At 59.9% G+C, this 26,393-nt stretch carries 26 protein-coding genes and 1 pseudogene; 14 read left to right on the forward strand and 13 right to left on the reverse strand.

Annotated features, from left to right (window positions below; genetic code table 11):
• Positions 1-7: 7 nt before the first annotated feature.
• Positions 8-1,383 (reverse strand): annotated as a pseudogene (locus G4D79_RS28475) (wax ester/triacylglycerol synthase family O-acyltransferase).
• A gap of 369 nt (positions 1,384-1,752) precedes the next feature.
• Between G4D79_RS28475 and G4D79_RS28480 the strand changes: the two are divergent.
• The 3 genes from G4D79_RS28480 to G4D79_RS28490 all read left to right on the forward strand — a co-directional run bounded on the left by G4D79_RS28480 (position 1,753) and on the right by G4D79_RS28490 (position 4,148).
• Positions 1,753-2,625: a hypothetical protein gene (locus tag G4D79_RS28480; RefSeq protein WP_007734676.1), complete on the forward strand. Its 873-nt coding sequence runs from the start codon at positions 1,753-1,755 to the stop codon at positions 2,623-2,625.
• Positions 2,626-2,695: 70 nt separating this feature from the next.
• Complete coding sequence (locus G4D79_RS28485) at positions 2,696-3,484, forward strand: hypothetical protein (RefSeq protein ID WP_021333197.1); 789 nt, start codon at positions 2,696-2,698, stop codon at positions 3,482-3,484.
• Positions 3,485-3,533: 49 nt separating this feature from the next.
• Entirely contained in the window at positions 3,534-4,148 is a 615-nt protein-coding gene (locus G4D79_RS28490; RefSeq protein WP_054827310.1) for a hypothetical protein, read from the forward strand.
• A 124-nt stretch (positions 4,149-4,272) separates the two neighbouring features.
• Here G4D79_RS28490 and G4D79_RS35430 read toward each other — a convergent pair whose 3' ends face one another.
• Positions 4,273-4,746 carry a MarR family transcriptional regulator gene (locus G4D79_RS35430; RefSeq protein ID WP_349304091.1) on the reverse strand — a complete coding sequence of 158 codons (474 nt, stop codon included), beginning with the start codon at positions 4,744-4,746 and terminating at the stop codon, positions 4,273-4,275.
• A 47-nt stretch (positions 4,747-4,793) separates the two neighbouring features.
• Between G4D79_RS35430 and G4D79_RS28500 the strand changes: the two genes are divergently transcribed.
• Positions 4,794-5,669 carry a haloalkane dehalogenase gene (locus G4D79_RS28500; protein WP_054827312.1) on the forward strand — a complete coding sequence of 292 codons (876 nt, stop codon included), beginning with the start codon at positions 4,794-4,796 and terminating at the stop codon, positions 5,667-5,669.
• Positions 5,670-5,837: 168 nt separating this feature from the next.
• A complete protein-coding gene (locus G4D79_RS28505; RefSeq protein ID WP_037132380.1) occupies positions 5,838-6,476 on the forward strand; it encodes a PAS and ANTAR domain-containing protein in 639 nt (212 codons plus the stop codon).
• A gap of 139 nt (positions 6,477-6,615) precedes the next feature.
• On the opposite strand, the gene G4D79_RS28510 is transcribed toward G4D79_RS28505, so the two are convergent.
• Positions 6,616-6,762, reverse strand: a complete 147-nt coding sequence (locus G4D79_RS28510) for a hypothetical protein (RefSeq protein WP_003945804.1) — start codon at positions 6,760-6,762, stop codon at positions 6,616-6,618.
• A 181-nt stretch (positions 6,763-6,943) separates the two neighbouring features.
• On the opposite strand from G4D79_RS28510, the gene G4D79_RS28515 reads away from it, so the two are divergent.
• From G4D79_RS28515 to G4D79_RS28530, 4 genes are all read left to right on the forward strand, one after another.
• The gene (locus G4D79_RS28515; RefSeq protein ID WP_064688498.1) at positions 6,944-8,131 is read left to right on the forward strand and encodes a zinc-dependent alcohol dehydrogenase; all 1,188 of its coding nucleotides are present in this window, start codon (positions 6,944-6,946) and stop codon (positions 8,129-8,131) included.
• A gap of 114 nt (positions 8,132-8,245) precedes the next feature.
• Complete coding sequence (locus G4D79_RS28520; protein WP_007734657.1) at positions 8,246-8,773, forward strand: SRPBCC family protein; 528 nt, start codon at positions 8,246-8,248, stop codon at positions 8,771-8,773.
• A gap of 51 nt (positions 8,774-8,824) precedes the next feature.
• A complete protein-coding gene (locus tag G4D79_RS28525) occupies positions 8,825-9,412 on the forward strand; it encodes a TetR/AcrR family transcriptional regulator (RefSeq protein ID WP_007734655.1) in 588 nt (195 codons plus the stop codon).
• A complete protein-coding gene (locus G4D79_RS28530) occupies positions 9,409-10,179 on the forward strand; it encodes a glucose 1-dehydrogenase (protein WP_007734653.1) in 771 nt (256 codons plus the stop codon). Before G4D79_RS28525 ends, G4D79_RS28530 begins: the two co-directional genes overlap by 4 nt.
• A 13-nt stretch (positions 10,180-10,192) precedes the next feature.
• Here the strand turns inward: G4D79_RS28530 and G4D79_RS28535 are convergent, their stop codons facing one another.
• The 4 genes from G4D79_RS28535 to G4D79_RS28550 all read right to left on the reverse strand — a co-directional run bounded on the left by G4D79_RS28535 (position 10,193) and on the right by G4D79_RS28550 (position 14,701).
• A complete protein-coding gene (locus G4D79_RS28535; protein ID WP_099696961.1) occupies positions 10,193-10,942 on the reverse strand; it encodes an enoyl-CoA hydratase/isomerase family protein in 750 nt (249 codons plus the stop codon).
• 23 nt (positions 10,943-10,965) lie between these two features.
• Positions 10,966-12,213 (reverse strand): CaiB/BaiF CoA-transferase family protein, encoded by a 1,248-nt coding sequence (locus tag G4D79_RS28540; RefSeq protein ID WP_007734649.1) that lies wholly within the window; start codon positions 12,211-12,213, stop codon positions 10,966-10,968.
• Positions 12,214-12,251: 38 nt separating this feature from the next.
• The gene (locus tag G4D79_RS28545; RefSeq protein WP_042920183.1) at positions 12,252-13,850 is read right to left on the reverse strand and encodes a bifunctional 3-(3-hydroxy-phenyl)propionate/3-hydroxycinnamic acid hydroxylase; all 1,599 of its coding nucleotides are present in this window, start codon (positions 13,848-13,850) and stop codon (positions 12,252-12,254) included.
• 161 nt (positions 13,851-14,011) lie between these two features.
• Positions 14,012-14,701, reverse strand: a complete 690-nt coding sequence (locus tag G4D79_RS28550; RefSeq protein ID WP_007734646.1) for a DAPG hydrolase family protein — start codon at positions 14,699-14,701, stop codon at positions 14,012-14,014.
• Positions 14,702-14,958: 257 nt separating this feature from the next.
• Between G4D79_RS28550 and G4D79_RS28555 the strand changes: the two genes are divergently transcribed.
• Positions 14,959-16,119: an MFS transporter gene (locus tag G4D79_RS28555; RefSeq protein WP_250887585.1), complete on the forward strand. Its 1,161-nt coding sequence runs from the start codon at positions 14,959-14,961 to the stop codon at positions 16,117-16,119.
• A 113-nt stretch (positions 16,120-16,232) separates the two neighbouring features.
• On the opposite strand, the gene G4D79_RS28560 is transcribed toward G4D79_RS28555, so the two are convergent.
• The 4 genes from G4D79_RS28560 to G4D79_RS28575 all read right to left on the reverse strand — a co-directional run bounded on the left by G4D79_RS28560 (position 16,233) and on the right by G4D79_RS28575 (position 19,355).
• Positions 16,233-16,970, reverse strand: coding sequence for an IclR family transcriptional regulator (locus G4D79_RS28560; RefSeq protein WP_042452480.1), 738 nt, complete (start codon positions 16,968-16,970; stop codon positions 16,233-16,235).
• A 2-nt stretch (positions 16,971-16,972) separates the two neighbouring features.
• A complete protein-coding gene (locus tag G4D79_RS28565) occupies positions 16,973-17,401 on the reverse strand; it encodes a nuclear transport factor 2 family protein (protein ID WP_232319050.1) in 429 nt (142 codons plus the stop codon).
• A complete protein-coding gene (locus G4D79_RS28570) occupies positions 17,377-18,384 on the reverse strand; it encodes a DUF3500 domain-containing protein (RefSeq protein WP_268959881.1) in 1,008 nt (335 codons plus the stop codon). The genes G4D79_RS28565 and G4D79_RS28570 overlap by 25 nt, the downstream gene beginning before the upstream one ends.
• A 251-nt stretch (positions 18,385-18,635) precedes the next feature.
• Positions 18,636-19,355, reverse strand: a complete 720-nt coding sequence (locus G4D79_RS28575) for a FadR/GntR family transcriptional regulator (RefSeq protein WP_047269287.1) — start codon at positions 19,353-19,355, stop codon at positions 18,636-18,638.
• A 99-nt stretch (positions 19,356-19,454) separates the two neighbouring features.
• Here G4D79_RS28575 and G4D79_RS28580 point away from each other — a divergent pair, with 99 nt between their 5' ends.
• Entirely contained in the window at positions 19,455-20,306 is an 852-nt protein-coding gene (locus G4D79_RS28580; RefSeq protein ID WP_099696964.1) for a fumarylacetoacetate hydrolase family protein, read from the forward strand.
• A 31-nt stretch (positions 20,307-20,337) separates the two neighbouring features.
• On the opposite strand, the gene G4D79_RS28585 is transcribed toward G4D79_RS28580, so the two are convergent.
• Complete coding sequence (locus tag G4D79_RS28585; protein ID WP_099696965.1) at positions 20,338-20,892, reverse strand: RNA polymerase subunit sigma; 555 nt, start codon at positions 20,890-20,892, stop codon at positions 20,338-20,340.
• 384 nt (positions 20,893-21,276) lie between these two features.
• On the opposite strand from G4D79_RS28585, the gene G4D79_RS28590 reads away from it, so the two are divergent.
• From G4D79_RS28590 to G4D79_RS28600, 3 genes are all read left to right on the forward strand, one after another.
• Entirely contained in the window at positions 21,277-22,164 is an 888-nt protein-coding gene (locus G4D79_RS28590; protein WP_047269285.1) for a class I SAM-dependent methyltransferase, read from the forward strand.
• Between the two features lie 184 nt (positions 22,165-22,348).
• Complete coding sequence (locus tag G4D79_RS28595; protein ID WP_099696967.1) at positions 22,349-23,755, forward strand: serine hydrolase; 1,407 nt, start codon at positions 22,349-22,351, stop codon at positions 23,753-23,755.
• A gap of 1,165 nt (positions 23,756-24,920) precedes the next feature.
• Positions 24,921-26,099 carry a glutamate--cysteine ligase gene (locus G4D79_RS28600; protein ID WP_075832389.1) on the forward strand — a complete coding sequence of 393 codons (1,179 nt, stop codon included), beginning with the start codon at positions 24,921-24,923 and terminating at the stop codon, positions 26,097-26,099.
• Here G4D79_RS28600 and G4D79_RS28605 read toward each other — a convergent pair.
• A complete protein-coding gene (locus G4D79_RS28605) occupies positions 26,093-26,248 on the reverse strand; it encodes a DUF6131 family protein (protein ID WP_003945912.1) in 156 nt (51 codons plus the stop codon). The two genes, G4D79_RS28600 and G4D79_RS28605, sit on opposite strands and share 7 nt — an antisense overlap.
• Positions 26,249-26,393: the final 145 nt, after the last annotated feature.

Raw genomic sequence — 26,393 nt, forward strand, 5'->3', positions numbered from 1 at the left:
CACGCATTCAACCTGCGGCGGCTTCGAGCTCACTCAAGGATTCCTCGAGATGGCCGAGGAGCCGCTGCAAGTGCGGAACATTGCGGCGGCAGCCGACGAGCCCGAACTGCATGGTGTCCGCGTAGCCGATGACGGTGATGTTCATCGCCTGCCCGTCCAACGGAATCGATGCCGGGTAACAGCTCTCGAGCTTCGCGCCATTCCAATAGCGCGTCGTTGTCGGGCCGGGGACGTTGGAAATCACCAGATTGAAGACTGGACGCCCAGTGATCAGTCGGGATGAACCAGGGATCAGCGGCAGCCCGAGACCCGCGACGTTCAATGCACTGAGCGCCGTGATCTGCAGGGGCGTCAGGCCCGACATCAGAGACTTGGCGCTACTCATCGAGTCGTGAACTCTCTGAAGTCGGGCCGCCGGATCTGCCAATTCGGTTGCCAGATCACACAACACCGCACCTACGGCATTGCCGGAAGCCTCACCCTCTTCACCTTTGCGAAGGGATACCGGCACCATCGCGATCAACGGTTTGTCCGGCAACTCATCCAGTTCGATGAGGTATCGCCGTAGCGCACCCGCGCACATTGCCAACACCGCATCGTTGAGCGTCACGTCTGCAACGCAGCTGACCTTGCGCAGGCGCTCGATCGGCCACGACTGCGCGGCGACACGCCTCGCTCCGGTGATCGGGACGTTGAAGATAGATTTCGGGGCAGCAAACGGCAACGGTGCGACGTGGTCCTTCACTGCCGAGGCAGCGGCGTTCACTATCGCAGGCCGACCCCGACCACATCTTGCACAGTCTCGATCACGGAGCCCACCCGCCTCTGCAGGTCCAGCCCGCGACCGGCACGAACCCGCCCCGAAGAAGGTCGCTGCGCCCACGGAGGCATCGATTCTCGATCGAGCGGGTCCGACGAGAGGCTGCGGTACCACGCCTGAACAGCAGACACACCATCCATGAGCGCGTGGTGCGTCTTCATGTACACGGCAACTCGGCCGTCGGCGAGACCTTCGATCACGTACGCCTCCCACAGCGGCCGATGCCGATCGAGCAGCGTGCCGTGGAGCATGGAGGTCAGCTCGAGCAACTCGCGGACTCGCCCCGGCTTGGGCAGCGCGAGCAACCGGACGTGATATTCGAGATCGACGTCCTCGTCCTCCGTCCAACGCACCGGCGCGAAGTTCGACAAGAACTGCACCGGCTTGCGACGGAAGAGGGGCCGAATCGAGTCGACGTCGGTCAGCGAACGGTAGAGCGACCTGGCGAATTCGCCGTCGTCCCCTTCCGGCGGAACGAAAAGCGACAGGCCACCGACGTGCATGGGATGCTCCCGTGACTCCATCAGAAGGAACATCGAGTCGAGCGGCAGCATCAGCGTCATGGCGATCCGTTCTCTCGGGCAGCTGCCCGGAGTACCGATCAGCCGCTGTTCGACAAAGTTACTCGCCCTGACTTCCCTCATTGGCGACTCCGACAAAACATTGCCCCCTCGATTTCGACAGGAGTCCGATATTCCCGTCGACGAACGCCTTTTCGGGTCGAAGCACCTCACAGCGATTCGTGGGTGAATGACGAGACACAGAGCACTGCAACAAATTTCAATCCTCACAGCCACAAGTAGTAGCGGAGGCGATCGCAGTAATACTTTTGTCGGAATTGTTTCAAATTGTCTGTACATCCAAGTCACACGTGACTACCGTCACTCATCATCACAATCCCGACTGGTCGGTTGTACCCAAAGGAGAAATACATGTCCCGACGTTCGACGTCGCGTGGGCTTTTCGGCGCACTCGCCACCGCAACTGTGTTCGCCACCGCCGCTGCGGTGGGAAGCTTGTCAGCAAGCATTGCAGGAGCCGCCCCGGCAGCGGAGATCCCCTTCGGCGGTTGGGATTCATGTCCGATCGACAATCCCGAGACCAGCACCTGTATGGACGTCACGGTCACCGGCGGAAACATGAAGATCGGCAAGCTTTCCGTCAGCATTCCCGCCGGGGCGATGCGCATCGCAGGCGGAGTTGCATACCGGGAGAATCCAGAGGCTGAATTCGGATTCGACCAAGTATTCATCCCGCCGAACGACAACAGTCGGGGGATCTACGCCAAACCCATCGACATCCCCGGGGGCGCACTCGGAATCGACCTGCCATTCAACAATCTCTTCGGACTGAACAAGGCTTCGGCCACCGTAGAGTCGACGTCTGCACTCCCCACCGTGGATGCATTTCAGCTTGGTGTGAAGCTACCCGTCAAATTGAAGATCGCGAACCCTCTCCTCGGCGGCAAATGCTACCTGGGCTCGGACAACAACCCCGTCCAACTCAACTTGGATGTGACCGAATACGGTGTCCTCGAAGAGGTTCCAGGTTTCCCGGATACTGCCGTCGTTCGAAACACCGGGCACACCGGACAGCCCTTCGCGGTCCCGACAGCTTCCGGGTGTGGCCCGTTCGGCGTTCTGAATCCAATCGTCAACTGGCGCGCCGGGCTTCCCTCGTCCACCACGTCCAACTCCCTCGCCACGACGAGTGACGTCTACAACATCGGTGCCGACAGCCTCAGGCCCCAGCCGGCCGGCTCACCCGAACCCGCTGCCGTCGTTGCCGAACGTAGTGCCAACTAGCAATCCAACCCACTGCCACAGAACCGTCATCGACGACAGATTGCCACCTCGAAACGGAGTTCACTTGTCCATGCGCACAATACGATTCAGAGCCGCGCTCGCTGTCGTCGCAGCGGGAGTCCTCACTCTCGGGGCGGTGTCAACCGCGACGGCGGCCCCGCTGCCCAATGCGCCGTTCGGGGGCTGGGGAAAATGCCCGATAGCCAATCCGGAGACAAGCACCTGTGTCGACGTCGTCGTCAAAGGCGGCGAAATGAACATCAACGGGCTCAAAGTACCGATTCCTTCCGGCTCGTTGAATATCGCCGGCGGTGTCGCCTATCGCGAGAACCCCGACGCAGAATTCGGGTTCGACCAGATCTTCATTCCTCCCACTGACGGCACCAAAGGCGTCTATTCCAGCCCCATCGAGGTACCAGGAGGAATCTTCGGGCTCGGTATACCGTTCCCCGGCGGCTTGACCACCATCAAGGCAACAGTCGAACCGGTCGCGTTGCCAACAGTCGACGCATTCCAACTCGGTGTCACACTTCCGGCAAGATTGAAGATCTCCAACCCCTTGCTGGGCGGCAACTGCTATCTGGGTTCTGCGAGCAACCCGATCATGTTCAAACTCGGAGTGTCCGAGAATGGTGTCCTGGAAGAAGTTCCAGGATTTCCGGATACCGCCGCCGTCAGAAACGTGACGCACGCCGACCAGACGTTCGCGGTACCGGGCGCATCTGGATGTGGACTGTTCGGCGCATTGAATTGGGCAGTCAATCTTCGCGCCAACGTTCCGTCTTCGAGTGGTCACAACTCGTTGACCACCACAAGCGATGTGTTCAACATCGGCGCCGACAGCCTGCGGACGCAGTAGAGCAAGCACCGGCGACTCACGAAGTATCACCGACAACAAGGAGATATCGATGTCCCATGCAGTTCGCCGCACCACCATCGTCACAGCTGCCGCCGCAGCCGCGATTGCAGTCGCAGCCGGCACCGCTCTGGCTTCGACCGTCGTCACTCCAGCGGGTCAAACCGTGACTGCTTCGAGCAGCAATCTCAGTATCAAGACAGGAACGATCACACTTACCTGCTCCAGTACGACGGGCTCCGGGACCATCCCATCCGCGCCGGGTAATTCCAACACCGGCACCGGCGGAGTCAACGTCAATATCGGCACCCCCAGCCTGACCGGGTGCAAGGCTAACGGCCTACCCGCTGTGGTCACCACCTCCGGCTCGTGGCTATTGAACGTCTCGGCAGACACCGGATCGGCTCAGGGATCCCTGGTCATTCCTGCAGGAGGCGCAGTCGTGACGATGCCCGGATCCACGTGCACAGTCACCGTCGGGGCCAGCACTATCGGACCGCTGCCATTCGATATTCCCAACCAGCGCGTCGTGGCCAGCAACACCGGCACTGTGAACTACACGCGTACCGGCACCGGGCCCGTCTGCCCCGCCGCAGCCACTGGCACGGCAACCATGTCCGGCACACTGCAGTTCGCGTCGGCCTCGCCGATCAACGTGACGCCGTAACGATCGACAGCTAGACAATAGGCTCGTTGGGGGATCGACGCTTCCGTCGCTCCCCCAACGAACGTCCTGAGGACCGGGTCCGCACACGATCGCCTTCGGTTACGCCACGAAGCGGACCGGCGCGTTATCCATCTCCTGCTTCGGTGGCGTCGAGTAACGCGCCAAGGGCGCGGTGGAGCTCGGCGAGTTCCCGCCCTCCGGTTTTCGTCAGCACTTCCGTATTCTTTGCATCCAATTGGCGGACAATGTCTTTAGCGAGCTCTATGACTCGTTTGCCCTCGTCACTGAGATCGAGGCGAACGGCTCGCGCATCGCGACTATCGCGTTCACTGACAACAAACCCGCTCTTCTCCAACGCTCGCACGAGCTTGGATATGTAGATTCGCTGCAATCCTGTGTGCACTGAGAGTTCTCGCTGACTCGGCCTCTCCCCCGCACTCACCAGACCATGCAGAGACGCGAGCACTGAATACTGGGCGTGAGTCAACCCCAGGTGCGCGATCGCTCGGTCAACCCCCGCCCGCCAGCGCAAGCCAAGGTGCCACACCAGCGACCCTGTCGTCCATGTTTCTCGATCTTGCATACAAATAGAATACATGGCTACTATCTCAATTAGAGTATATGGAAACTATTTGAGGAGTCGCAATGCCCACAATTCCCGTGCTCGACTCGACCATGGCCTACCGCTCGCGCGGTGAAGGACCACCCTTCGTACTCATCCACGGAAACCCCACATCCTCGCACTTGTGGCGAAACATCCTGCCGCAGATAGGAAATCTGGGCCGTGCACTTGCCCCTGACCTCATCGGAATGGGGCGGTCAGGCAAACCGCCAATCAACTATGGCTTCCTCGACACCGCCCGCTACCTCGACGCCTGGTTCGACCAGATGGAACTCGACGACGTCGTACTCGTCGGACACGACTGGGGCGGGGCGCTTGCACTGGACTGGGCTGCCCGCCACCCCGATCGCGTCCGAGGTGTGGCCTTCTTCGAAACGATCCTTCGTCCGATGACCTGGGACGAACACTTCCCGGGAGAGGCACGGGCACGGGTGGAAGCTCTGAGGGACTCCGACACAGGAGAGACGAAGGTACTCGACGAGAACTTCTTTCTCGAAATAGCGCTTCACAGAACGGTTCTCGGTGAAATGACCGAAACCGATGCCGAGGCCTATCGCTCCCCTTATCCGTCACGAGAGAGTCGCCGACCCCTTCTCGAGTGGCCACGATCCTTCCCCATCGAAGGAACTCCCGGTGACGTGAATGCACGTGTGGCGGCGTACAGCGATTGGCTCGCAGAAAGCACCGACGTACCCAAACTTCTTCTCACCTTCAGCGGCCCCGCAGAACTTCTCATGATCGGACCTGACGAAGTCACGTGGAGCCGATCGAATATCGCAAATCTCGAGGTGGAACAGTGCGGTCCCGCAGGACATCTCGCCCCCGAGGATCAGCCTGCGGCCATCGCGGCGGCGATCACCGAATGGACACAGCGGCAACACTGTTTCAACCGCGAGTGACGTGGGACCGTCGCCAAGTACTCTGAGGGCCGGTTTCCCCGACCCATGCGGTAGCGATCCAGACGATGCTCCGAAATATGGGACCGACACCACCTCCGCCGGATTTGTCCGATATAACTAACTGGCGAGTACGCCGGTTGGGACGAGGTCGAGAACGAGGGGGCGTGTGTGGTGAACGAGGACGGGTTGGGGCGAACGTCAGGATCGGGGGCTCCACACCGGGTGGGCGGCTTTCTCTATCACCGCAACGGCGATCGGTGGGAGTGGTCGGACGAAGTTGCACGGATTCACGGATACGAACCCGACCAAGTAGCTCCGACGACAGAATTGATGCTCTCGCACAAGCATCCCGACGACCGAAGACACGTTGCTCAAACACTGCACGCCATCCGCACTTCAGGCGGACCGTTCAGCAGCCGCCACCGCATCATCGACACTGCAGGGGACACTCACTCGGTAATCGTCGTCGGCGACAGCGTCGTGGACGAGTCGGGTGCCGTGGTCGGCAGCTCAGGCTTCTACATCGACGTCACCGAAACCCTCGACAGTACGGTGAAAGCGTCTGTCGACGTGCTGGTCAACGAAATCACCGCTTCTCGCGGAGTAATCGAGCAAGCCAAAGGCATGCTCATGGTGATCTACGGCATTTCGGCCGATCGCGCCTTCGACATCCTCGTGTGGCGTTCTCAAGAGACCAACGTGAAACTCCGGGATGTTGCCGAACAGTTGATAGTTCGAACGCTTGACGACTTCCGGGTCCCGACACTACTGCGGACCCGATTCGATCACGTGCTGTTACAGGGTTGAATGACAACAGGGTTGAGGGATCTGCTTAAGGCGGTTCCCGTGGCTGGCTGCTCAACCTCGAGGAACCTCGCCCGCATTGATTCCGGGACGGTCCGATGCGGCCTATCCCCGTTGTTACCCAACGCGGAGTAAAAGGAAACTACTCGTCGTCAGACTTCTCGTCGGAGGTCTCCTCGACCAGTTCAGGCGCCTGTTCTCGCGTTGCCATTCCCCCGTCGCCGCCCTTGTCCACGGGTCCTGGGTGCCCGCCCTTGGGCGACTGGTCGTTGTCGTCTTTGTCGGTCATGCGATCGTCCTCATCATCTCGTCGTCTCGGTCCTGGAGCCGGCGCAAAGAGACCGGGACCCAGCTCCATCTCAATCTAACGCGCTCAGGACTTCTCGCAACCCTCACCGATTTTGTTTGCATTTCAGTGCTTTCGGGCAGGTGACTGCGAACAGCATTTCCACGATGAGAGGTCGATCCCAGTGCGCGCAGTGACTTGGCAAGGCAAACGGAAAGTAAGCGTCGATACGGTTCCGGACCCGAAGATCGTCGAACCCACCGACGCAATCATCAAGGTCACCACGACGAATATCTGCGGATCCGATCTGCACCTGTACGAGACTCTGGGTGCGTTCATGAATGCCGGCGACATTCTCGGCCATGAACCGATGGGAATCGTCGAAGAAGTCGGTTCGGAAGTCACGAATCTCGAGATAGGTGACCGCGTCGTGATTCCGTTCCAGATCTCGTGTGGCAACTGTTTCATGTGCGATTCGAGCCTCTACACACAGTGCGAGACGACGCAGGTCCGCGATCAGGGAACGGGCGCAGCATTGTTCGGCTTCTCCGAGCTCTACGGCTCGGTGCCCGGCGGGCAGGCTGAGTACCTCCGAGTACCGCAAGCACATTTCACACACATCAAAGTTCCCGAAGGTCCCGCGGATTCGCGATTCGTCTACCTCTCCGACGTGCTCCCCACCGCTTGGCAGTCGGTCGAATACGCCGACATTCCGCCGGGTGGGTCCGTGACAATCCTCGGCCTCGGACCGATCGGTGACATGGCGGCTCGTATCGCCCACCACAAGGGGTTTCGAGTAATCGGTGTGGACCGTGTACCCGAACGCCTTGCGCGCCTTGCCGAACGCGGTATCGAGACCCTCAACCTGGACGACTACGGCAGCAAGATCGGCGATGCCATCAGAGACGCGACAAACGGCCGCGGAACCGATTCGGTGATCGACGCTGTCGGTATGGAAGCGCACGGGTCTCCGATCGGAAAGCTCGCGCAGCAGTTCGTCGGACTCCTTCCCGATGCTCTTGCCGCGCCTGCGATGCGTAACGCAGGAATCGATCGCCTTGGCGCTGTCTATTCGGCCATCGACATCGTTCGGCGCGGCGGAACCATTTCTTTGATCGGTGTCTACGGCGGAATGGTCGATCCGCTGCCGCTGATGACCATGTTCGACAAGCAGATTCAGCTCAGGATGGGCCAGGCGAACGTCAAGAAGTGGGTAGAGGACATCATGCCCCTGCTCACTGACGACGACCCACTCGGCGTCGACACCTTTTCCACCCATCAGCTGCCGCTCGATGAGGCGCCACACGCCTACGAGATCTTCCAGAAGAAGCAGGAAGGCGCGGTCAAGATCCAACTGAAACCGCACCTGTAGTTCAACGCCGATCAGTTCGACGGTTCATCCGCCACGTCCGCATCTTGTTCGCGAAACCACCGATCGTCATACTCACACCTCACACACGCTCGACAGAAAGAACCTGAAACCGAAATGGCTCGCGAACTTACCGTCTCCGACAGCATCGTCGTCAGCTCCGACGCGCTTTCCCTCTACGAGGTCATCAGCGATCCCACTCGTATGGGTGCCTGGAGTCCCGAAAACATAGGCGCAACCTTGCGGGGAGACCGCGAAAGCGCTTTCCTGGGCATGGAGTTCGACGGGCACAACAAGCGTGGGCGCGCGCAGTGGACCACGCGATGCACAGTCACCGCTGCCGAGGCCGGGAAGCTCTTCGAATTCCGTGTTCACAAGATCGGCCTCGGTACTCCCCGGATCCCCGCCTCTATCGCAACCTGGCAGTACCGATTCTCGCCGGTGCCCGACGGAACCCGAGTTACCGAAACGTGGACCGACGACAGGCGCGGCTGGCCGGACTTCGCCGCCGACATGTTCGACAAGATTGCCACCGGAGGAAAAACCTTCGCCGACTTTCAGCGCGGCAACATCCGCAAGACGCTCCTGAACCTCAAGAACGCAGTTGAGCAGGAGGTTTCCGGAATCGAAGGTAACGTCGGCTGACCGGCCGACACCATTTGTGGCAGTTTCTGCCACTTTTGGTACAGTGCGGATATGGCAACAGCCCGCCGCACTGCACTACTTCTCCGCGTCTCGCAGAGTTGTGCTGCCGCTTTCGTCGAACGCGGCGACACTTCGACGACCATCGCGGAGCTCGCCGAGCGGGCAGAAATCTCCGAGCGAACGTTCTACCGTTGCTTCGCCACCAAAGAGGAGAGCATCTGGCCGATGCTCGACGAGGGAAACCGCAGTCTGGCCACGGCACTCAGCGCGCAAGCCCGCGAATTCGGGCTCGCAGCGGCTGTGAAGAATGCCTTTATCGCATCGGTCGGCGAGTCATTCGAGCCGATGACCCGATCACTGATGCCCATCATCTTCGGTGATGCGGCACTCCGGAGAGTTTGGGAATCAGCAACTTTCGAGACGATGGAACTGATTCGCCCAGAAGTCGCACGCCTGATCGACCGTCCGGAAACCTCGCTCGACACCACAGCGGCTTCGGGCCAGGCAACACTTGCGGTAGTCGCCGCACTGCGTGAGATGGCAGACCTCCGGACGCCCGCACCCGAGGCCATCACCCGCGCGCTCGGGGCGTTCTCGAAGCCATATCTAGCAACACCAACAGGTAAGGAACAATCATGACTCAGGATCTCTCCGGAAAAGTCGTTCTCGTCACTGGCGGCGCACGCGGCCTGGGCGAGGCGTTTGCCCGCGGCATCGTCGCGGGCAACGGCCGCGTCGTCATCGGCGACCTACTCGACGACGACGGTCGAGCAGTGGCCGAATCTCTCGGCGACGCAGCGCGTTACGTTCACCTCGACGTCACCGATCCAGCGTCTTGGAAGTCCGCCGCCGAGTACGCGGTATCCGAGTTCGGCGCGATCAACGGTTTGGTCAACAACGCCGGAATCTCGGCGTCCGGCCAGACAGTCGCCGAGGAACCACTCGAGACGTTCCAGCGCATCATCCAGATCAACCTGGTGTCCGTGCACACCGGTATCCACACGGTGGTGCCGTTCATGAAGGCAGCCGGCGGCGGATCCATCGTGAACATCTCCTCGGCCGCCGGCCTGATGGGCATGGCTCTGACCAGCGGTTACGGCGCAGCCAAGTGGGGCGTGCGTGGGCTGAGCAAGATCGCCGCCGTCGAACTCGGCCGCGACAAGATCCGGGTCAACTCGGTTCACCCCGGCATGGTCCTGACGCCCATGACTGCACCGACGGGCATCAGCCTCGAAGAGGGCGCATTCCCCAACAATCCGTATCGCCGTGTCGGTCGCCCGGAGGAGTTGGTCGGCGCGGTCACCTACCTGCTTTCCGACGATGCCTCGTACACAACGGGTTCCGAGATCGCCGTCGACGGCGGTTGGACTGCCGGCCCGTCGATCGAATACATCGCCGGCCAGTAACAGCCTTGCAGACTCACGTATGCAGAATTTGCGCGATGCCAAGTTGGAGGTCGCGCAAATTCACGGCCGGACCGAGGGTGTGGTGAGGAGGAGGGCCGGTAACAGCAATCAATGCCTCCTTCGCCGCACGCACGGCTGATGTCGGCTGGCGAACAATCTCCTCTACCAAATCCCGAACAGTCGACGCGAGGAGCTCGCCGTACACACACCGATTCGCCAAACCTGTTGTTACCGCGTCCGGTCCCTTCACCAGCCGTCCGGTGTAGTGCAGTTCAGCGGCCACAGCCGGTCCCACAACACGGACAAGGCGCGCCGCGAATGCCGGACTGGGTCGAATCCCGAGACGCGCAATAGGCATTCCGATTCTGGCGGAAGTCGCCACGACTCGAATATCGCACGCGAGTGCCAACTGACACCCTGCTCCAGCTGCTACGCCGGAAATCTGTGCGATGACAGGAACGGGACAAATTTCGATAGCGCGGAAGGCTGCCTCCATTTGCGCGAACGACTCCTCCACGTCCTCGGCACAGGCACCAACCCACTCGGTGACATCGGACCCGGCGCAGAAGGTATCGCCGACGCCGCGAAGGACGACAACACCGAGCGATGCGTGGGTCGAGACGCCAATGATCTGATGCGCGAGATCTTTCCAAGCATCACCGTTCAAAGCGTTTCGACGACGGCCTGTGCCGATCGTCACCGTCGCGATTGGGCCGTCGAACGTCACATCGACCATGCCGGAGTCGCGCCGGCTCGGCCTCATAGCAGAAACCATCGATGTCTGTCTCATCGGCGTGCTTCGCTGAGCCAACCGGTGATAACAGCGTTGTCTGCACCGAGAAGCGGTGGAGCCGAGTGACAGTTCTTCGTGACCTCCATGCCGTCCACAGAGAAGAACCGGAGTGGGGGTCCAGGAAGCGTTATCCGACCTAGGCTTTCGTGTTCGACTTCGACCATCAACCCCTGCGAACGAGTCTGTTCCCAGCGGTACACCTCGTCGATTCCACGAACACGTCCCGCCGGAATACCCGTACGGTCCAGCTCGAGCAGCAGCTCGTCCGTGCCATACTTCGAAAAAATGCTTTCGATAAGCTGGCGGACCGCCTTACTGTTTCGAACTCGTTCGGAGTTGTCTTCCATCCCGGGGGCATCTGGGGCCAACCCGAAGCCCGAGCAGAACCGCTTCCAAAGTCCTTCACTACCAACCGCAATCTGAACTACGCCGTCAGCTGTCGGAAAGAGCCCGTAGGGGCAGATCGACGGATGGTGATTCCCTTGTGCCTTACCAGTTTCACCAGCGACGGTAAATCGAGTTCCTTGGAAGGCGTGGATACCTACTATGCCGGCCAGCAAAGAGGTTCGTACCGTCTGCCCAACGCCGGTTCGCGCTCGCTCCTGCAGTGCCGCGAGTACACCGAATGCGCCGTACATCCCTGCCAGTAGGTCGGCTATCGGAGTTCCGACCTTTTGGAAGTCGTTGGGACCCGAACCTGTCAGCGACATCAGACCCGCCTCCCCTTGTGCGATTTGGTCGTACCCCGCACGTCCGCCTTCCGGTCCGTCGTGACCGAATCCGCTGATGGACAGCACGACGAGCCGCGGATTCAGCTCCGAAAGTCGTTCGGCGGTAAGCCCCAAACGATCGAGGACGCCGGTCCGAAAATTCTCCATCAGAACGTCGGCGCGTGAGACAAGGGATTCCAGTAGTGCAAGACCCTCTTCAGATTTCAGATCGAGTACGACTGACTTCTTGTTTCGATTCGTGGACAAGAAGTATGTCGATTCTCGCTGTGCACCTGCAGGTTCCATGAAAGGTGGCCCCCAGCCGCGCGTATCGTCGCCGGTACCGGGTGTCTCGATCTTGATGACCGTCGCCCCCAGGTCGCCGAACATCATTGAAGCGTGAGGTCCCGCGAGTGCGCGCGTGAGGTCTGCAACGACTATGCCTGCCAAGGGCCCTCTTCGAACATCGGATCCGGATTGTTCCGAAGATGATTCGACCGAATCGATGTCGTCGGTCACTGAGTTGAACATGTAACTTCCTGTCGATAGTCGATGTGGCGGTCGCGCTGTCAGGCAAGCGTCCGAGCAGGTTCCGGCACACGCAACCTGTGTAGAAAACCTGCTGCCAGCTCGGTTGCCTGGTGCGTTCCAGCAACGCCGTAGACGTGAAAATCCGGTCTGACCAGAACGACATCTGCGTCCTGATCGTCGAGCCAGCGCGTGTAGGTGAGGTCGACGTCGTCGACAACGGTCACGCCCGCCGATTCGGCACCTCCGAGCGCTACGAGGTCGATCCCCAACGTCGCCAAAGCTGTTCGCGTCGCCTCCGGAACTTCTCGCAGCGCGGCCGATGTGCGTGAAATCAAAGCCCCTGGCCCATCGAACGCATCGTCGAACTTGGCAACTTCGCCATCTCCGACTCGAACCTGACCTTGTAAAGCCAGACTGCCACCGGCAGTCCCGACATGTATCCCTGGGCCGAGCCCTGGTCGTGGCGGAGCAGGAGGCTTCATTCCCGCAGTCCAGTTCGCCACCATGCGGGCATCACGTTCAGCAGCTTGCTGCGGGTCGGACATGCAGATGACTTGACCTAGTTCGGTCGAGAACTGCACAAAAGCTTGTGCGTGCCTTAGTCGTTCTGTTCCATATGTATCGAGCAGGTGGTCGTCCGCTGCCGAACGCAACACCGCATCGAGCTTCCACGACAAATTCATCACGTCACGGACACCAGCACCCAGGCCTTGTCCGGCGAACGGCGGCATAAGATGCGCGGAATCGCCGGCGAGCAACACGCGTCCTTGTCGCCATCGCGTCGCCCAGCAAGCCTGAAACGTGTACACGGAATGCCGTTCAAGGATTGCATTGTCAGGGGTCAGCCCATACGGCTCGAGCAGTTCCCATGCCGTGTCTTCGCGCTGAAGGGATTCTCGACTCTCTTCCGGCAGTCGCATGAACTCCCAGCGACGGCGGCCCGGACCACCGGGAACCATCGTGGAAGGGCGTCGGTAGTCGCAATTCTGCGCGGCAACGTTCGGAAAACTGGTTCCGCCCGAAGGTTTGACGTCCACAACCAACCAATCGTAGAAGTACCCCTCGTCGTGCCAGTCGATTTCGGCCCATTGACGAACGCGACTGTTCGCCCCGTCTGCACCGACAATCCACTGCGCATCGACGGCGACACACCTACCGCTGTCCACGGATTGGACGACTACTGTTGCCAGTGCCGAATTCTGCGTCAATGCCACCGCTTCCCACCCCCTCATCACCCGAATATTGGACAACCCGGCGACAATGGCGTCCAAGGCCTCTTCCAATGCGGGCTGACTGAAGAAATAGGTGTTGTACCAACCGGATTCACCTTTACCACTCCAGTCGACCTCCACCAGTGTCCGCCCGTCACCGTTTCGCCACACATACATGTCGTCATAAGGTTCGGTTATCTCGGGAATGGTGTCCGGCGCCAGCCCGACCGACTGCAGGATTCGCGCGAAATCGGCGCAATGGGTTACTGCTCGCGGCAGAGGGTATCCGACTTCATTTCGATCCACGACGACGACATCGTGGCCCTTCCGAGCGAGTTTGACGGCGAGAAGCTTCCCCACCGGCCCGAAACCGACGATCATCACGTCAGCAGCTATCCTCGTTGCTTCGGCGTTGACACTCTGCACAGCGAATTCCGTTCTGGTGAAATAGCTTTGATGTTGAGAACAAGGATCGGTTCGTTAATTCCTTTTGTCACGGATCAGGTCCCGGAAATCGGGACGAGCCAAAATTCTCGGTGCCGCCTGAAACGGCTGCACGACCCTGGCGGGCACCGAGACAACTGCCGTCACCACGGTGCTCGCGGCGGAGATACGTCCCGGTTTTCGGCTACGTAGAGCGACGGCAGGAAACGAGACAAAAATGTGAACTCGTCGTACGCGTGCTGCAGGAGTCCTTGAGCGAACTCCACAGTTGCTTGTGCCGCAATCTGTTCCGCGGTTTGCCCGAGTGTCTCGAGATCGTGTCCGATGAAGAAGTGACTTCGCAGGGCCATCCCCCACTCGGTATCGCGAGCGATGTGCAGCAGCCTGCCGCCGAGCACGCGCCCGTCCGGGAGACGAGGTGGATTGTGGGTGACCCCCAATCGTCCGACAACCACTCCGGACACAGCGCCGGATTCTCTTGCTCTGGAATAGGCGTCTTCGTCGAAGAACTCGGACGGATCCCGAAATTGGATGACCAGATCATCGGCCGGCTGCCCCGAGAAGTATTCGGTGACGACGTGCTCGCTGCCGATATGAGTGTCGTCCGAGAGATTACCCTGCCAACTGCTGTACGTGTGGTCAATGGGATGCCACCAGATGTATTTCTGTGTGTCGCAACGCCAGCGGACCCACCATTCGAGCATCTCGCCGGTGCAACCGTGCATATCCGTACGGACTGCGACGTGCAGCCCTCCAGATGGCAGTCGCTCGTATCCCATCTCCAATTGCAGAGGCTTCGGATCTAGTAGAGCGGTGACTTCTGACAGGTCCATTGATTCAGCTCCTCGGATCGAGTTTTTCCAACGAGCTGAAGGTATGAGCCAGATGTGCTGCGCGTCACCCCATTTGTCCCGGTTTCCGGGACTAAACGGTTACGCCCGAGAAGTCGACATCGGACGATGGCACGCATCACATCGACCGCCCGAATCGGGCTCACTGTCTGGAGAGACAACACATGCATCTCAATGCACCCGCGCGAACCGATGAACGTGGGGAGACTCGATCCCACCCCGCAGTCATCGGGTTGTGCATGGTTATCACCGTGATCGAGGGATTCAACCTGATCGTCTACGGATCTGTTATTCCGTTGCTGTTGGAAGACTCGTACCTGCGCATAACCGATCAACAAGCAGGGCTGGTCGGCGGGCTCGTCTATATCGGAGCCATCGCCGGATCAGTACTGGCCCCTCTCGCTGCCGAGCGCTCCGGTCGAAAGTGGGTTCTCATTGTTGCCATCGCACTGTTCGCTTTCGGAGCCGTGATCACCGGAGCGTCGATCAGCATCGTCATGCTCGCAGTGGGTCGATTTGTCACTGGATTCGGCGTGGGCGGCGCGCTCACCACCGCGATGACAGTCGCTCGCAACAGTGCGGCATCGTCACGGGCGTCGTTGGTCGTCACGATCACAATGGCAGGTATCCCACTCGGCGGCGTCGTCGCGTCACTGCTCGCGATTCCAGTGCTTCCTGCGATCGGATGGCGCCCGATGTTCTTCATCGGTGCATGTACGGCTCTGGTGATCCTCGCCGCCGTCGTGATAATCGACATCCCGACCGACACTCCCCAGGAGGTGGCGGGGCGTTTATGGTCTGGTCGGCAAAAGATTGCCGCACTGTTCACCGGCCGCGGGTCCACAATCGCACTGGTTGTCGCGGTATGCGCAATCTCCAACATGGTTGCGTGGCAGGGACTCAACGTGTGGGCAGCGCAGTCGATTATTGACTTGGGGTACACGCTGAACACTGCTCTTGTGATCACCTTTACTCTGACCGGTGCCGCAGTAATCGGTTCCTTTGCCAGTGCGTGGGCGGCCGACCGCCGCGGGGCCTCAGTTGTAGCGGTAGCCACCAGCGCGTGCACGCTCGTCGGACTTCTCGGAATGGTCTATCTGCCGACATCGTTGACGGGGACCATGATTTGTGTGGCACTGATGGGCATCGGCGGCCATTCCACGATGAATCTGGTGCACACGACCACAGCCGATGTCTACCCGTTGCCTGCACGAGCAACTGCCCTTGGTTGGTCGAACGGGACATCATTCGTCGGGGCGTTCTTAGGCCCGGTAATCGGCGGTACCTCCATTGCGTCGGGTGGAGCCGTCGGATTGTTCAGTACGTTCGCGGGTGCCGCGGCAGTGTGCTTGGTCGCGGTCTGTGCACTCTGTTTTGCAGATAGGCGCATCAGACGGTAGGGATACCACTGATCACGAATCAGTTCCCGACCTCCCAGTAGGAGCCGGGAACTGATTCGCGCGATCTGCAAAAGTCATGGGAGCACACAGAAGAAGCTCTCAGGCAGTCGCATTCAGAATTGCGCTCGCGACAAACCCAGATCCACCTGACTGTTCACCACTTTGAGACCTTCGACCGCGAGTTCCTTCTTCGCTTTGAACCGCCCGGACGGAATGACGATGGCGATCGCTTGAAGCGCGCCAGTCGGTCCGATCATTGCAGTAGCCACGGCGCAGATCCCTACGTCGTGCTCCTCGATGTCGACGGAGACGTGGGAGCGACGCACCTCCGCCAGTTCCGCCAGCAGCGCCGCCCGTTCGGTGATCGTCTTATCCGTAAATCGCGGTAGAACCGGTGACAACAACGCAACTGCCTGCTCCTCCGGCAACTGAGCAAGCATGGCCTTCCCTATACAACTCGCATGCAGCGAAAAGCTCTTGCCGACCTTGGTGACGCCTCTGAGCCTTTCCGGTGAGGCAATCTGATCGACGACGACAACCTCGCGACCACTGAAGATCGCCAACTCCACGTTCTCGTTGACGGTACGAGCCAACGTCGCCAGCTGAGATCGATTGGCCGAGAGTAGCCGTAGGTGAGCATTCATCCCGAACTTGAGTAAGCCGGGGCCCAAGATGTATCCGGATCTGTCCGGAACTCGGACCACGTACAACTCACGTTCGAGAGCTTGAATAACTCGGTGCACCGTCGAACGTGGAAGTCCGGTGCGGGTTGCGAGGTCTGTCAGCGTCATCGGCCAGCGACTCTCGGCGATCGAATCCAGAATCACCGTGGCCCTGCCTATGTTCGCCACGACTAACTCCTCGTCCAGGTCCTGGTTACCGCAAGTTCGATGATGCTCCAGTCTCGTTCGTCGACAACCATCGTGTATTCACCGAGGGTGTGCACCGAGGGATCGGGTTCGAACACCCACCGAGTGTAGTGCGCGTGAGCTTTCCACACTCGGGGGCCAGACCCGGCGAGCACCACGAGGTTGCTGACGTCATGGCGATGTGCGACAGGTGATTTCCACAATTCTGCGAAGAACTTCTCCGCATCGTCCGGATGATCGAAACCCGTCCCGGGGAAGCTAACCCGGGCAGAAGCCAGGAGCCCCACAGCACCGTCGACGTCTTTGCGGTCCGCAAAGTCGACGTACGTGTGAAGTAGGTTCGAAATCCAGTGTCTGGCCGAGACGACTCCCTGGAGCTGACTGCAGGTCACGATTCCGTCTGCTCTTGCCACTGTCGAACGTAGGAACGTCCGTAATCGTTGCCATGCGGAGTGCGCATCACCGTGTGAATATGGAAGGGCTGAGGAGTGTCGTAGTCGAGGAAGACACCGCAGTGGTGATCCAGTTCAGCTATCAAGACCGGGGATTGGATGCGGTAGTAGAAGACGTCTCCAGGGCGGTGCCCGCCGATCCAGCAGAACCATGTCCGGTCCAGGTGCTCTTCGATCTCGCGCAGACGAGCAGTCCGAGGTCCCGCGGGCAACAATGCCACGAACTGTTCGGCGATCGCGAGCACTAGTTGTCTGGCACGCGTGTCCATCTGATCGACGGGAATGCCTTCGAAGGGAATCACTCGGTTGTCCTGAAACGCTCCGGCGAGGTGCCGCTCATCCCCGGGGTGTACTCGCCCGGGAGGCATGGCCGGATCGTTCATCAGCCCGTATACAGTGGCCTCACGCCGCTGGTCGTCAGTGAGTGCGGCCATCAGTTCTATACCGAGTTCGATTCGACCAGTGAATGATTCGATGCCGGCGTGGGGACCATCGTCTATCTCGTTGGGTTCCGCGCCGAGAAAGACCGGACTCACAACCATCCGCCCGCCGATGATCAGACAGTTGACCGCGCAGTGGTGACCGTACAATTGCCATCCCCACGGCGAGACGACACTCGGTTCACCGTACAGAGCGACGTTGTAACTGAATTCGTTGAGTATCGTCTCCAATCCGACAACCTCGCCGAGAAAACCATTGATCAACATCATGTTTCGGACGATTCGGAAACCTTCGGGGCTCAGCGAGGCCTCGACCAATCGCAAAGCCAACTGTCGAACACGTTGCGATTGGAACTCGAGTCGTACTCCGGTGTCGAACTGCATGAACTCGGGGTTCGCCCACGTCTGCCACTCGACAGCATCGATCGGATAACTGATCCTGGAGCGATCGGCGTCACTCAACTCCGCAAGTAGATCTCTCGCAGCATCCACCATTTCATCCACCGGAGCCTCTTCACCGTGCGTGACGGCTGTCAAAGGGTAAAGCCCGTCCGTGATCGTGCCGTTTTCGGTGACTCCTCGAAATTCGTTGAGATATAGCGGCTTCCATCCCTCAACGAGATCACCGGTAAAGGTCCCAGGCCGCCTTGACACATCGCGATAGGCGTAGGGATCCAAACCTCGAACACTCGATAGTCGGCGATGGTCGTGAGGAAACAGATGTGAGCGGAACTCACCGGACATGAATCGTCCTTTCAGACTGGAGTGTTGTGCCGTACGACGGCCGCACGTACTGCAGCCACATCGCCGGCGGAGATTGCGTCGACAAGTTCGACGTGGATGTGAAACCTCTCGGTGCGGTAGCCCGCTGCGTCACGCTCGTTGTCGAACTCGGTGGCCGTGCCGTGCAGCGGGCCCAGAGTGCCGATATAGACCGATCGCGCAAGGTCATTGGGAACGATCGTCGCGATTCGCTCGTGCAAGGCCCAGTTCGCTCGGAGGAAGGTGTCCCAGTCGGGGGCGGATTCCATCCGCTTCAGGTGTGCCCCCAAGTCGGCGATGTCGGCCCGGCTTCGATGCCGAGCCGCAGCAGTGTCGATCAAGATTTCGAGGTGATCACGCAACTCGATGGCATCCGCGACGACCGAGGCCCCCTCGCTGACACTCAGCAACGTATGGCGCAAGCGAACCGCCGGGCTTTTCTCTGCGACAAATAAGCCGCCACCTCGCCCCTGGCGGATCTCCAGCACTCCCCGATCACGAAGCAGTCGAACCGCTTCGCTGACAGTCGAATATGCAAATCCGGTCTCGCCGCGAAGCGATTCCAGCGTGCCGATTGGCGCACCGGGCTCCAGGTTCTGCTCCCGAATCCGGCTGTCGATCGCCGCCGCCAACTGCTCGGCTCGGGTCCCCCTCCCCACCGCTTTGGACAGCACAGAAATCGGGTCACTCGGCGCAACAGAAATCCGGGGCATGCGTCCGCCTTGTCCATCTGGGGTGTCGTGAGGCATAGTCCTATGAAACCATAAACCTCCGAAGGTTTATAGGTTTAATTCGAACCTGAAAGGCAACTGATGAAAATCGTTGGGATTCAGCAACCCGATCGTGGAGTTCAGGTGGCTCGACTGTCCGAGGACGGCTCCCACGTGAGTGTCGTGTGCACTCTCGAAGAGTTCTGGTCGGATCCCGCCGGCAAGCTCGCGACGACTCCGACCGGGCCACACCTGCCGGTAGCCGACATCGAGTTCGTTCCACCGGTCCTGCCGGGCGCGAGGGTGGTCTGCATCGGACTGAACTATCTTGCCCACGTCGCAGAGGGGAGCTACCGCGCAGATCCTCTACCCGCCTATCCGACTCTGTTCGCCCGGTGGCCCAACTCCCTCACTGTCGGCGACACCGATGTCCCCGTTCCAGCCAACGAGCAGGGTCTCGACTGGGAAGGAGAGGTGGTCGCCTGGGTTGGGCAAAAGCTTGCCGACGCCACTCCCGACCAGGCCCTTGCAGCTGTCGTCGGATACTCGACGTTCAACGATCTCACCTGCAGGCGAGCACAGAAACTCACCTCGCAGTGGATACTCGGAAAGAACGGTGACCGATCCGGCCCACTAGGACCGATGGTTCCTGCGAGCGAAGTCGGCGACCTGCGCGACGGCCTGCGAATACAAACCCGCGTCAACGGCGAAATCGTTCAGGACGCCCGCACCGACGAAATGGTCTATACAGTCGGCGACACCCTCTCTCACATCTCTCAGACCTTCACACTGCACCCCGGCGATCTCCTCGCTACGGGCACACCGTCGGGAGTCGGCTACGCACGCTCACCCCAATGGCTACTACAACCAGGCGATCAGGTCGAGGTCGAGGTCGAAAAGCTTGGTATTCTTCGAAATACATTGGTATCCAGGGATACTCGATTCGAAGGCTGAGCAAGAACGAGGCACCATGTCACGAGAGCCATCAGTCCGAGATGGGCGATCCCCCAGATCGCCCTCGACAGACGCCAGAGTGCCAACCTTCGCCGACCTCACGGGTGACTGTCAATACTTTTCTGATTGCATTCGGAGAAGACAACTTTCGCAGTCGCCGCAGCGCCCGATGCAGGTCGAGTGACACCTCGTCTGTCGTACGGGCAAGCGACGTTGCGGTCGCCTTTGTATCGAGCCCGACGATCAGCCGCAACACCAGGACATCGCGTTCGACAATCGGGAGCGTTGTCGGAGGCGGGAGCGATCCACCGCTGAACCCGTCGGATGCCGCCCGAGCAATCGCGATGCTTGTACTCGCGTACAGCACGCGTAGAAAAGGCTGATACGTCTCCGATCCGTCGCACACTGCCGTGAGAACGGCGACGCACGCGGCATCCGCGGCGGAATCGGAAACGGCCTGATCAAGCTCGGCGCGGCACCGCAGCACAACCATCGGACGAAACGCCGCATACAAACTGGCCATGGACTCACGGCTACCGCTCCGCGCCGCGGCGGCCAATACATCCAGCGAGCCTTCCTGCAACATGGGCTCACATCTCTCTTTCTCGACGGGACATTCGTTGTGCGGTCCGAGAGATCAACTGGAACCGAACGGTCCCACGAAGTGGTTCCGGCGGATGGTCATGCCACGATCAATCCCCTGCCCGAAGGATTCTCGAGGCTCTCTCTCAGCCCTGAGGCACACCCCAGTGAAGTCCTGCATCCTTGCCGCTCACTGGCACTGACCTGGCAAATTCCTGGCAGGATGCTGATTCAAACCGAACGCCTTGCACTGCAGAATTTTTCGATCCGGTCAGCGTGTATTTGCTGCTCCAAGTCCGACCGTTCCGTTCCAGGCGACGAGGGGTCACACGGGCGTAGGGTCGAGAGAGTTCGGCTCAGTCGTCAAGAGCGGAAGGACACCCAGACAATGCGGAGCGATGGAGATACGTGGGACATCGTCAGTAGCGTCGGACTTACCGCGCTGGCAGTGGCAACGTTCCGAGCACTGGAGAGCACCCGTCCGGACGCGATCATCGAAGACAAGTTCGCATCGTGGTTCGTAGAAGCTGCAGCCGAGCCGCATTTCACAGCTCTTCTGAAAGATCCCACGCTCCTCGAGGACACCCCCTTCGGCGGTTTCATGGGGTTGCGAACCAGGTTCTTCGACGAATTCTTCTCGTCGTCAACCGAATCCGGAGTAAGGCAGGCGGTAATCGTTGCAGCAGGGTTGGATTCGCGTGCGTACCGGCTGGATTGGAGCTCAGGATCGACGGTATTCGAAGTGGATCAGCCAAAGGTGCTGGAGTTCAAAGCCGAAGTGCTCGCGGCGCACGACGCCCAGCCGAAGACCGATAGACGCACTGTGCCTACTGATCTGCGAAACGACTGGCCGGCCGCACTCGAGGAGGCTGGTTTCGACCCGAACGAACCCACGGCCTGGTCGGCGGAAGGCCTGCTCGCCTATCTCCCCGGCCCGGCCCACGACGCCCTGTTCGAGCGGATCGACGAACTCTCGGCCACCGGTAGTCGCCTGGCGGTGAACGACTTTCCGGCCGGAACCGACCCGAGCAAGCTTGCGGCCATCAGATCCAAGTACTTCGCCAAGGACCCGTTCGGAGACCTGGACATTTCGCAACTGTTCTACAGCGACAAGCGATCCGATCCGGGCCAGTGGTTGGCTGAACACAATTGGACTGTCCGACGCTTCAGCTCGGTCGAGTTGGCAGAACTGTACGATCGCCGGATCCCCGAACTCCCCGAAGAAATCGCAGCGCTGTCAACGCAACCCTCCTTTTTGGCCGCGACCAAGAACTAGCTCTCTCAGTCATCACGAAAGTTCTTCGAGTGCAGCCTTTCTCCCATTTGTCCAGCTGCAAGGTGCGTGTCACCACTACAAGTGGTTGACGGTACTCCAGGATGAAGCGATTCAGTACCTCAGGCTGAGTATGTCTACACCTCAGACGGACGCGCGCCGAAGAAGATGCTGATGAAATAAGTCCATGAAACTCGAACACCCACGCAGGAAAGGCCGCCCGCTCGCGCTGGTAGCACTTGCCTCCGCAGCGGTATTCGCCCTCGCCGCATGTACTTCCGGGACTGATTCCGCACAACCCACTGAAAACAACACAAAGACCTCCCCCACCGCGGCACCCGCTACGGTCACGATCCCTGACAGCTCCGTCGGCAAGCAGATCACCTGGCTTCTCAGTGCGTTCAACACGAGCACGCCGTTGACCCAGGAAGAAATCGCCGAACACTTCGGGCCCATTGCACCCGTAGTCCTGACACCTCCGGACTTCGACTCCATCCGAGCCGGACAGCCTTGGACAACAGTGAAGTACAAGGGAGGCGACTCCGACGGCACAGTTTCCATCACCAGCACCTCCGGCGGTGCGTTCGACGTCAACGTCGTCGTCGACGGCAACGTGCTGATCCTCGGGATGGCGATCACACCGACCAAGGACGTTCATGTGCCGGCGGCATCTTGGCAAGAACTCGAGGCAGCTGTCAAAGCGCTTCCCGCGCCGACCAATCTGACCGTCACCGAGGTCACCGAAGGAAAGAACGCCGAAGTCTTCAGTGTCGGCGACACCTCACCACAGCCCACAGGGTCAACGATCAAGCTGTACGTTCTCGGCGCGGTCGCGACGGCCGTCCAGAACGGGACACTCTCCTGGGATCAGAAGCTCACCATCACCGACGACCTCGAATCGATGCCCGGCGGGACCATGCAGGACCTGCCATCGGGAACTGAAGTCACGGTCCGAGATACCGCCGGCAAGATGATCTCGATCAGCGACAACACCGCCACCGACATGCTGATCGCTGCTGTCGGGCGCGAGCAGGTAGAAGCCGAGTTCGCCCCGATGGGCATGGCAAATCCTTCGCTCAACATCCCGCTCAAGCCGACCCGCGCACTGTTCCAACTCGGCTGGGGTGACCAAGGCGCACAACGTATCGCTTGGCGCGACGGAACTCCGGACGAGCGTCGAGCGATACTCGCGGCACTACCTGGCGGCCTGGTGGACATCCCGGCGTCAGCATTCACCACCCCCGCATGGCCTTTCGACATCGATTGGTTCGCCTCGCCCGCCGACCTGCGTGCCGCGTTGGTCACGTTGCAAGAGAAGGCGAAGACCGAGAGCGGCGCACCGGTTCGAGACATTCTCGCCGAGGATCCGGCGCTCAGTGACGAGTCCGCGAAATGGTTCACTTACGGCGGATTCAAGGGCGGCAGTTCCATCGGGGTCCTCGCGGGTGCCTATTACGTGGAACACGACGATCGTGCCTGGGTTGTCACCATGCAAACTCATGGTGACGACGCTGCACTGGTTGCCGACCCGGCACTGTACTTCGATCCGGTCGACGACGCGATGCTCTTGATCCAGACGGATGCAACCAGTTAGTGCCCAGTGGCGGGCCGAAACCACGCACGCCGATTCATTGCCTTCGCCGATGAAGGCGCCGGATACAGAGAAGCCGCTGCACATCCAGTGTCATCCGGATGCACAGCGGCTTCGCTAAGTCTTAGCCCGTGGGGGGCTCGGTCTCGTCCGACGAGAATCCGTCGAAGAATGCGATGACCTTCTGAAGAAGTGCCGCGATGTCGAAATCTTCCAAGCTACCCATTGCGTTCGTCCTTTCGTTTAACACTGAGGATGAAACGTGCATCTTGCAATTTCCAATGTAAAGCATGAAAAGCATTATTTCTCGACCGAGCGACACTTCGGTTGCAAATACGTCACTCAGCAAGATATGGGCAAATCACCGGAAATAACAGCTCCCACCCGCAATATTTCGGCCTTCCGCAACCCGCTTATTTCCCCAATTCGCAAGTGGGTAAATCTTGAGAAAAATTTCCCGGCGCGTCGATCACGAAAGATATTCCTGGTGAAACTCTCAATCCAAGAACACAAAGACAGAGGAAGCTCCGACACAGCTGACACGCAGTTTTGCCCGCCTTCAAGAGTCGTCATCCACGCACATAGTGGACACTCGTCTGCGATAACGAACCGGTAGCAACACAATCCCAGGCACTTTCTCCCATCTTCTGACTTTTACTCATGACCACTGAAGATTTGCGCTGGTGAAACGCAATACCAGTTCGAAAGTTCCACAACTTCTCCGGATGCTGTGCACGCGATTAACTGATCAAATATCTGTTGACTCACCGAACCCACACACTCCGCCAGAACGTCACATCCGAATGCTGGACGTTAGTTTAGATGGGTTCGTATTCTCGGAATCTGCTCGATAACGGCGGCCCCACGGATAAAACCGAGACTGCACCACCTCAGGCCGCCAGGTCATGATCCGCGACTCGGCGAAGGGTGTGCGGACAAGTCCACACGAGGGTGAAATAGGGGGTGAGACATGCCTTGGGGTCTCGTTTTACCGAGTCCGACACAGTACGTTTTCCCAGGCACGCCAGTCCCCAGATTCATACGGTGTGCAAGGACTCGTTGACGCTTCCGAGATGTTGGCAAGGCCGACCACAGGCCCCGTTCTCCCGACGAGAACGGGGCTTCCTCGGGTCGGTTTCCGCCTTCGACCGACCGGGTAGACGCGAGCATGGGCGCCACCTGCTCGACCGAATCCACCGCTGGCCGCCACGAATCGACGACCCCGACCGTCGGCGTCGAAGAAGAATTCATCCTCGTCGACCCGACCTCCTGGTTGCCGTCCACCGACAATGCTGCGGTTGCGGAAACCGCGTCGACACTGGGTTTGGATCTTCAGCTCGAGTTGTCCCGCTGCCAAGTCGAGACCAACTCTCCCGTGTGCTGTGGCATCGACGAACTCCGAACCCACTTGACCGACATGCGTCGGCTCGCGGCAAAAGCTGCAGAGTTGAACGGCTGCAGGCTGTTGGCCGTCGGCGCACCGCTTTCGGGGCCTTCGCGTTTCGAGATCAGCGACTCGCCTCGTTACCGCCGGATGGGCGAACGCTTCGGCGCCCTCGCTGCCGAACAAAGCATCTGCGGTTGCCACATACATGTGGGCGTCGCTGATCAAGTACAGGCCGTGCAGGTCTGCAATCACGTGCGCATCTGGTTGCCCGCCTTGTTGGCACTGAGCGCCAATTCCCGTGTCCACCAAGGAGTCGACACCGACTTCGCGAGTTGGCGGGCGATCCAATGGTCCAGGTGGCCCGTCGCCGGGCCGCCGCCGTACTTCGAGACCACCGGGGACTTCGACACCGCGGTTGCGAAGATGGTGGATTGCGGCGTGATGCTCGACAAGCGGATGGCCTACTGGGATATCCGACCTTCCTGCCACCTACCGACCGTCGAGATCCGAGTCTGCGACGTTCAGCCGACAGCAGAGGATGCAGCGCTACTTGCAACCCTTGGACGAGCTCTGGTGGCAACTGCGTTACGCGCGATAGACCGGGGCATCGAGGCTCCGAACATTTCCCTCGAGAGCCTCCGCCTCGCAACCTGGGTGTCCGCGAAGGAAGGCGTCCTGGGAGCGTCGATCGATCCGATTACCTCACAAAGAATTTCAGCCACGGAACTGTTGCACCGGCTCCTGATCCATGTCCGTGACTCCCTCGACGAGGGAGGCGAGTACGCGAGCGTGGAGTCGGCGCTGCAGCTCAAGTCAGTCACAGGCAACGGCAGCGACTGGCAACAGCGAACGCTGCGCCAGGTCTGCCTTCGGGAACTGATTGCGCGTGCCGTTCAGCGCACCGTACCGACCGCGCCGACTGGCACGGATACGCACGACGAGCCGACAACGGATCAGTAGTAATGCCGCCGACCACCGATGGCGTGCCCGGCCGCGCCCAGCGCGTACAGGATGATTCCGATCACCAGCAAGACGACACCAATCGTCCACAGGATCGGAATGTTCACCACGAAACCGATTATCAGCAGGATCACGCCGAGGATGATCATCACAAGCTCCTTCAGTGCGTTCACTCGGGCGGATACGCCCGCCTCGAGCCGCATACACCGTGGATACCCGTCGGCAGAGCGTTTCATACCCACTCTGACCGGGTATTTCGCTGGGCACCATAATATTTGAAGAATCGAGCCCGCC

It is taken from the genome of Rhodococcus sp. WY5, from assembly GCF_018588185.1.
Lineage (GTDB): Bacteria > Actinomycetota > Actinomycetes > Mycobacteriales > Mycobacteriaceae > Rhodococcus_F > Rhodococcus_F qingshengii.

What these genes read in the sequence shown, in the direction of transcription:
- G4D79_RS28480 (WP_007734676.1), top strand. Translation starts at nt 1,753, where the DNA reads ATGTCCCGACGTTCGACGTCGCGTGGGCTTTTCGGCGCACTCGCCACC.
- G4D79_RS28485 (WP_021333197.1), top strand. Translation starts at nt 2,696, where the DNA reads ATGCGCACAATACGATTCAGAGCCGCGCTCGCTGTCGTCGCAGCGGGA.
- G4D79_RS28490 (WP_054827310.1), top strand. Translation starts at nt 3,534, where the DNA reads ATGTCCCATGCAGTTCGCCGCACCACCATCGTCACAGCTGCCGCCGCA.
- G4D79_RS35430 (WP_349304091.1), bottom strand. Translation starts at nt 4,746, where the DNA reads ATGTATTCTATTTGTATGCAAGATCGAGAAACATGGACGACAGGGTCG.
- G4D79_RS28500 (WP_054827312.1), top strand. Translation starts at nt 4,794, where the DNA reads ATGCCCACAATTCCCGTGCTCGACTCGACCATGGCCTACCGCTCGCGC.
- G4D79_RS28510 (WP_003945804.1), bottom strand. Translation starts at nt 6,762, where the DNA reads ATGACCGACAAAGACGACAACGACCAGTCGCCCAAGGGCGGGCACCCA.
- G4D79_RS28520 (WP_007734657.1), top strand. Translation starts at nt 8,246, where the DNA reads ATGGCTCGCGAACTTACCGTCTCCGACAGCATCGTCGTCAGCTCCGAC.
- G4D79_RS28525 (WP_007734655.1), top strand. Translation starts at nt 8,825, where the DNA reads ATGGCAACAGCCCGCCGCACTGCACTACTTCTCCGCGTCTCGCAGAGT.
- G4D79_RS28530 (WP_007734653.1), top strand. Translation starts at nt 9,409, where the DNA reads ATGACTCAGGATCTCTCCGGAAAAGTCGTTCTCGTCACTGGCGGCGCA.
- G4D79_RS28535 (WP_099696961.1), bottom strand. Translation starts at nt 10,942, where the DNA reads ATGAGGCCGAGCCGGCGCGACTCCGGCATGGTCGATGTGACGTTCGAC.
- G4D79_RS28540 (WP_007734649.1), bottom strand. Translation starts at nt 12,213, where the DNA reads ATGTTCAACTCAGTGACCGACGACATCGATTCGGTCGAATCATCTTCG.
- G4D79_RS28550 (WP_007734646.1), bottom strand. Translation starts at nt 14,701, where the DNA reads ATGGACCTGTCAGAAGTCACCGCTCTACTAGATCCGAAGCCTCTGCAA.
- G4D79_RS28555 (WP_250887585.1), top strand. Translation starts at nt 14,959, where the DNA reads ATGGTTATCACCGTGATCGAGGGATTCAACCTGATCGTCTACGGATCT.
- G4D79_RS28575 (WP_047269287.1), bottom strand. Translation starts at nt 19,355, where the DNA reads ATGCCCCGGATTTCTGTTGCGCCGAGTGACCCGATTTCTGTGCTGTCC.
- G4D79_RS28580 (WP_099696964.1), top strand. Translation starts at nt 19,455, where the DNA reads ATGAAAATCGTTGGGATTCAGCAACCCGATCGTGGAGTTCAGGTGGCT.
- G4D79_RS28585 (WP_099696965.1), bottom strand. Translation starts at nt 20,892, where the DNA reads ATGTTGCAGGAAGGCTCGCTGGATGTATTGGCCGCCGCGGCGCGGAGC.
- G4D79_RS28590 (WP_047269285.1), top strand. Translation starts at nt 21,277, where the DNA reads ATGCGGAGCGATGGAGATACGTGGGACATCGTCAGTAGCGTCGGACTT.
- G4D79_RS28595 (WP_099696967.1), top strand. Translation starts at nt 22,349, where the DNA reads ATGAAACTCGAACACCCACGCAGGAAAGGCCGCCCGCTCGCGCTGGTA.
- G4D79_RS28600 (WP_075832389.1), top strand. Translation starts at nt 24,921, where the DNA reads ATGGGCGCCACCTGCTCGACCGAATCCACCGCTGGCCGCCACGAATCG.
- G4D79_RS28605 (WP_003945912.1), bottom strand. Translation starts at nt 26,248, where the DNA reads ATGATCATCCTCGGCGTGATCCTGCTGATAATCGGTTTCGTGGTGAAC.